This is a genomic window from Liquorilactobacillus sp., from assembly GCF_047719775.1.
In the GTDB taxonomy this organism is placed as follows: Bacteria; Bacillota; Bacilli; order Lactobacillales; family Lactobacillaceae; genus Liquorilactobacillus.
In genome coordinates, this window is record NZ_JBDNTS010000043.1 from 1 (window position 1) to 4,304 (window position 4,304).

3 protein-coding genes and 1 pseudogene are annotated in these 4,304 nt (G+C 34.9%); 3 read left to right on the forward strand and 1 reads right to left on the reverse strand.

Going from position 1 to position 4,304, the window contains the following annotated elements; translation table 11 throughout:
- The coding region (locus ABF682_RS11855) for a restriction endonuclease subunit S (protein ID WP_415619930.1) at nucleotides 1-1,265 on the forward strand (1,265 nt) is incomplete at its 5' end.
- A gap of 85 nt (nucleotides 1,266-1,350) precedes the next feature.
- Nucleotides 1,351-2,277: a site-specific integrase gene (locus tag ABF682_RS11860; RefSeq protein ID WP_415619931.1), complete on the forward strand. Its 927-nt coding sequence runs from the start codon at nucleotides 1,351-1,353 to the stop codon at nucleotides 2,275-2,277.
- 42 nt (nucleotides 2,278-2,319) lie between these two features.
- Here ABF682_RS11860 and ABF682_RS11865 read toward each other — a convergent pair whose 3' ends face one another.
- Nucleotides 2,320-3,528 (reverse strand): restriction endonuclease subunit S, encoded by a 1,209-nt coding sequence (locus tag ABF682_RS11865; protein WP_415619932.1) that lies wholly within the window; start codon nucleotides 3,526-3,528, stop codon nucleotides 2,320-2,322.
- Between the two features lie 175 nt (nucleotides 3,529-3,703).
- Here ABF682_RS11865 and ABF682_RS11870 point away from each other — a divergent pair.
- Nucleotides 3,704-4,304: pseudogene (locus tag ABF682_RS11870) on the forward strand (hypothetical protein); the annotation flags it as partial.

The window sequence follows — 4,304 nt, forward strand, 5'->3', positions numbered from 1 at the left end:
ATGTACCCTTACTAAGGTTTAAGGGGGTTATTGACGATTGGGAACAGCGTAAGCTTGGTGAACGCTACTCTAAAATTCGAAATGCGTTCGTAGGAACCGCGACACCCTACTATGTAGACAAAGGTAATTTCTACCTCGAATCTAACAATGTTAAGAACGGAAAATTGAATTTCAATACATCCGTATATATAAACGAAGTCTTTTACCAAAAGCAAAAAGCCAACTGGTTGCACACCGGAGATCTTGTTATCGTGCAGTCGGGTCACGTTGGCCATAGCGCGGTTATTCCTGAAGAACTCAATAATACAGCGGCTCATGCCGTTATAATTGTGGCAAATCCAAAAGAGCAGACTGATCCATACTTTGTAAGTGATTACCTTCAAACCCAGAACGCAGCAAAGAAAATCGAGAATATTACCACTGGTAATACTATCAGGCATATCCTTGCTTCGGCGATGAAAGAGTTCCAAGTTCCAATGCCCAGTTTTAGCGAACAGCTAAAAATTAGTCAGCTAATGCAGGTTCTTGACCACACTCTCGCTCTTCATCAGCGTAAGCTTGATCTTTTGAAACAACTTAAAAAAGGCTTCTTGCAACAAATGTTCCCCCAAAATGGAGAAACTATACCTAAGGTGAGATTTACTGCTTTTGATGGTGATTGGGAACAGCGTAAGTTGGGAAAGTTTTTCGATTTTTCAGTTTCTACGAACTCTTTATCACGTGCACAGTTGAACTATGATGAAGGTGTGATTAGGAATGTCCATTATGGGGATATTCTTGTAAAGTATGGGCCAATTCTAGATATTAGAAGGGATGAAATTCCGTTTATAACAGGTGGTACACTGGATAAATATAAAAATGGTTTATTAGAGAACGGGGACATTATTTTTACTGACGCTGCAGAAGATGAAACAGTTGGAAAAGCTGTTGAAGTTAGTGGTATAAAAGGCGATTTTGTTGTATCAGGACTTCATACAATCGTAGCTAAACCAAAAGAAAAAATAGCTACTTTCTTTGTGGGATATTACATTAATTCAGATACATATCATAGGCAGCTTTTACCTTTAATGCAGGGAACCAAAGTTTCTTCAATTAGTAAAAATAATCTTCAAAAAACGACATTTTCGTATCCAAAAAGTACAGATGAACAGTCTAAAATCGGTACCTTCTTCAAGCAACTTGATGAGACTATTACCCTTCATCAACAAAAACTTATTCTCTTAAAGCAATTAAAAAAGGGATTTCTACAAAAACTTTTCATCTAAATATGGTTTCAAATTCAACTCCTCTCCTAGATAATTAATCAGATAGCTGTTAAAGCTGTTAAAAATTTTAGGAGGGTGTTCTTTTATGGTTTCAAAAAAATCTTCACAACTTTTTTTCAGGTACTTTGCAGATTGGATAGATGTGTACAAGGTTCATGCTGTGCGAGAAGTAACATTAAATAAATATTATATGAGTTTGCAGTGGTTAAGAAAATTAGCACCAAATCTTAAAGTTAGCGAACTCAACAGGCGTACATATCAGCAATTAATTAATGACTATGCAATTGAGCACGAGAAACAAACTACGATGGATTTTCATCATCAGGTCAAAAGTGCAATTTTAGATGCATTAGATGAAGGCATAATTAAACAAAATCCAACAAGGAAAATCACTATTAAAGGTAAAACTCCAAGAAAGAAGAAAGTTAAATATTTAAGTCAGACTGATTTGCAACTACTTTTACGCCAACTTGATCTTGAAAAAGAATTAAATTGGGATTGGTTTATCTTGCTTATTGCCAAAACAGGGATTCGCTTTGCTGAAGGATTAGCTCTAACACCAAATGATTTTGACTTTGGAACTCAGATGTTAACAATTAATAAAACTTGGAACTATCGTACTGCAGAAGGAAAATTTCAACCAACGAAAAATGCTTCCTCAATTAGAAAAGTACAATTGGATTGGCAAACCGCAATGCAGTTTTCACAAATGATTAAAGATTACAATAAGCAAAAACCAATTTTTATTGATGGAAGAGTCTTTAATTCGACAATAAATCATCGCTTAGAAGTACTGTGTAAGAAAGCAGATATTCCAGTAATTTCCATACATGGATTAAGACATACACATGCATCATTATTATTATTTGCAGGCGTTTCAATCGCTACAGTCGCTCAAAGATTAGGACACTCTAGCATGACTACGACCCAAGAGACTTATCTGCATATCATTACAGAACTTGAAGCTCAAGATAGTCAAAAAATTATGCAGCAGATGGCAACATTAATGTAGTATAAAAGACACTCAGATGACTGGAATCAACTGAGTGTCTTTTTAAATGAACATTTTTTGAAGAAAACTTTTTTTTAATTGCTTTAAGAGAATAAGCTTTTGTTGATGAAGGTTAATAGTTTCATCGAGTTGTTGAAAGAAGACACCAATTTTTTGTTGTTCTTCGATATTTGGTACTAAAATAGGCATTTTTCTCATTTGTTTGCCTGATACTTCTACAAACGTCGATCCAGCACCATTTATTTCACCATAGTATTTCAATTCATGGGTTCGAGAAAATATAAAGTAGCTATCAAGGAACCCTTGGTGTGGAACAATTGACTGAAATCCCTGATTAGTACATCCTTCTTTTGCTAGAATAGCAGTATTCCCAATACCGGCACGTGATGTAAAAAGAATTGTTCCTATTGGTAATATGTGTGCTGAACTTTTTTGTAGTCCGATTTCTGTGATTTTTTTCTGACTCCCATTAATATAATTTTTGTCACCAATTTCAACAGGTGAGTACCAATCAATATTTCCATTCCAGAATTCGGCAACACTAGTACTTGGAGTTCCACCACCAATAATATCAGCTATTTCCCCCAACTTACGCTGTTCCCAATCGCCACCAAAAGTAGTAAATCTCATCTTAGGTACAGTTTCTCCTTTTTGGGGGAACATTTGTTGCAAAAATCCCTGTTTGAGTTGCTTTAGAAGATCCAGTTTACGCTGATGAAGGGTAATAGTCTCATCAAGTTGCTTGAAGAAGGTACCGATTTTTTGTTGTTCTTTATCTGATGGCAAAAAGATTGTCTGACTCTTAATCAACTCTGAATTAAGATTTACCTGACTTCCCGGTTGACCATATTTTTGCCAAAGCGGACGATACATTTCCAACCACTGATAGACAAACTCTCGGTTTACTTTAAGGTTATAGAAAATTAAAAATCCGTCGTGGACTCCAGTCTGTACATAATTTACAACAGGTTTCCCAACGGTTGCTGCGATACTAAGTAATAAGTGTGGACTGGTCAACACACGAGTCTTTTTCTGCCCAAGCTTGGAAATGTGTTGCTCAAGGTGATGAATTCTCCCATTCTGTTCTGTAACGTCAGCGATGCGTAACCACCCAACCTTGGACGAATTGTCAAACCATTTTGGATCTTGGATGGGTCTTGGTGAGGCACCTCGAGAGATTTTAGCTAGCTCGCCCAGCTTACGCTGTTCCCAATCTACAAAAAAGCATGTTTTATGTGCTCCAATAAATATAAATCAACTATCTTTTTTAAATTTATTTACTTTATACAATGAAATAAGTTGAAATAATTTAAAGAAATCGTTATTCTAAAATTAGAATTACGTAATAGTAGTAAATATCGGTGAACAGTTATTGTTAGTATTTATTTTTTAGGGGAAATTTGGGGGATTAAAAAGGGGTGTTATTATGGCTTTTTGGATGAAGAAGAATGACGAAGAATTAGAAAACAAAAATGAGCTTAAATTTATTTCTAAAACAGATAAAGATATATTGAATAAACAGTTACATGAAATTACAGATAGTGCAGTTTTAGACGAACTCATTTCATTATCTCCAAGGTTTGCTGAGTTAATTACTAAGAATATTCCTGTTGGAAATAGTAAAAATGGTCTTTATGAAGTTGTTATACAAAAAGGAGAAACATTAGTTAAAGCCCATGGAGATGGAGATTATCTTAGAGGATTCGTTCAAGGAAAAAGTGGGAAAATCAAAAGTCAAGCACTACTGAAGGAAGCAAAGCAATCAAAAGTATTATCTACAGCCAATGTAATGAATGCTGCTTCAATGGTTGTTGGACAATATTATATGACTGAAATCAGTTCAAAAATGGATGATTTGAATAGTTCAATTACAGAAATTAAAGAATTTCAGCAACGTGAATTTAAAAGTAAGATTCGTGCATTAATTGTGAATCTAAAAGACTGTGCTAGATTTAGTGTTGAAATTTTAAATGATGTTGAGACTAGAACTGTACACAGAAATACCTTAATGAACTATCGTGATACAG

Excerpts from the sequence above, each read along its gene's own strand:
- ABF682_RS11860 (WP_415619931.1), top strand. The coding sequence starts at position 1,351 with ATGGTTTCAAAAAAATCTTCACAACTTTTTTTCAGGTACTTTGCAGAT.